The following is a 396-nucleotide window of genomic DNA, read 5'->3' as shown; positions in this document are numbered from 1 at the left end:
TCTTGGCATATCAAATTCACCTACAATTAGATTATGATACGCCAATTTCCTCCTCTTGTCAATATTAAAATAATAAGGGCAGATAAAACCAAAAATGGAAATTCCCATCCACTCTTAAATCCTTGTTTCCAAACTAAAATATGGAAATATATCGCTCCAATCATTTCCATGGCCAAACCCACTGCAATAAAGTTCATCCATAATCCTGCAATAAGTAAAAGCCCGCCCAAAAGCTCCCAAATACCCAAAAACATATTCATCCACTTTTCTTTAAAGGGCTCTCTTTTTGCTCTTAATTTGGGAATTCCGTGCACAATAAATATAATGCCGATAGCAAATCGTAGAACAAAAAAACCCAAATCGTTTAATACAGTATTGTACATATTTATATTATAA

The 396-nt window shown here is 33.3% G+C and carries 1 protein-coding gene; it reads right to left on the bottom strand.

Going from position 1 to position 396, the window contains the following annotated elements; genetic code table 11:
* Positions 1-26 precede the first annotated feature (26 nt).
* Positions 27-383, bottom strand: coding sequence for a hypothetical protein (locus COU51_00870; GenBank protein PIR66994.1), 357 nt, complete (start codon positions 381-383; stop codon positions 27-29).
* Positions 384-396: the final 13 nt, after the last annotated feature.

It is taken from the genome of Parcubacteria group bacterium CG10_big_fil_rev_8_21_14_0_10_36_14, assembly GCA_002772895.1.
Lineage (GTDB): Bacteria > Patescibacteriota > Patescibacteriia.
The sequence above is the reverse complement of the archived record's forward strand: the minus strand, read 5'-3'. Positions and strand labels throughout refer to the sequence as shown.

Bases quoted from the DNA above. Each gene is read 5' to 3' on its own strand.
- COU51_00870 (PIR66994.1), bottom strand. From the start codon at position 383: ATGTACAATACTGTATTAAACGATTTGGGTTTTTTTGTTCTACGATTT.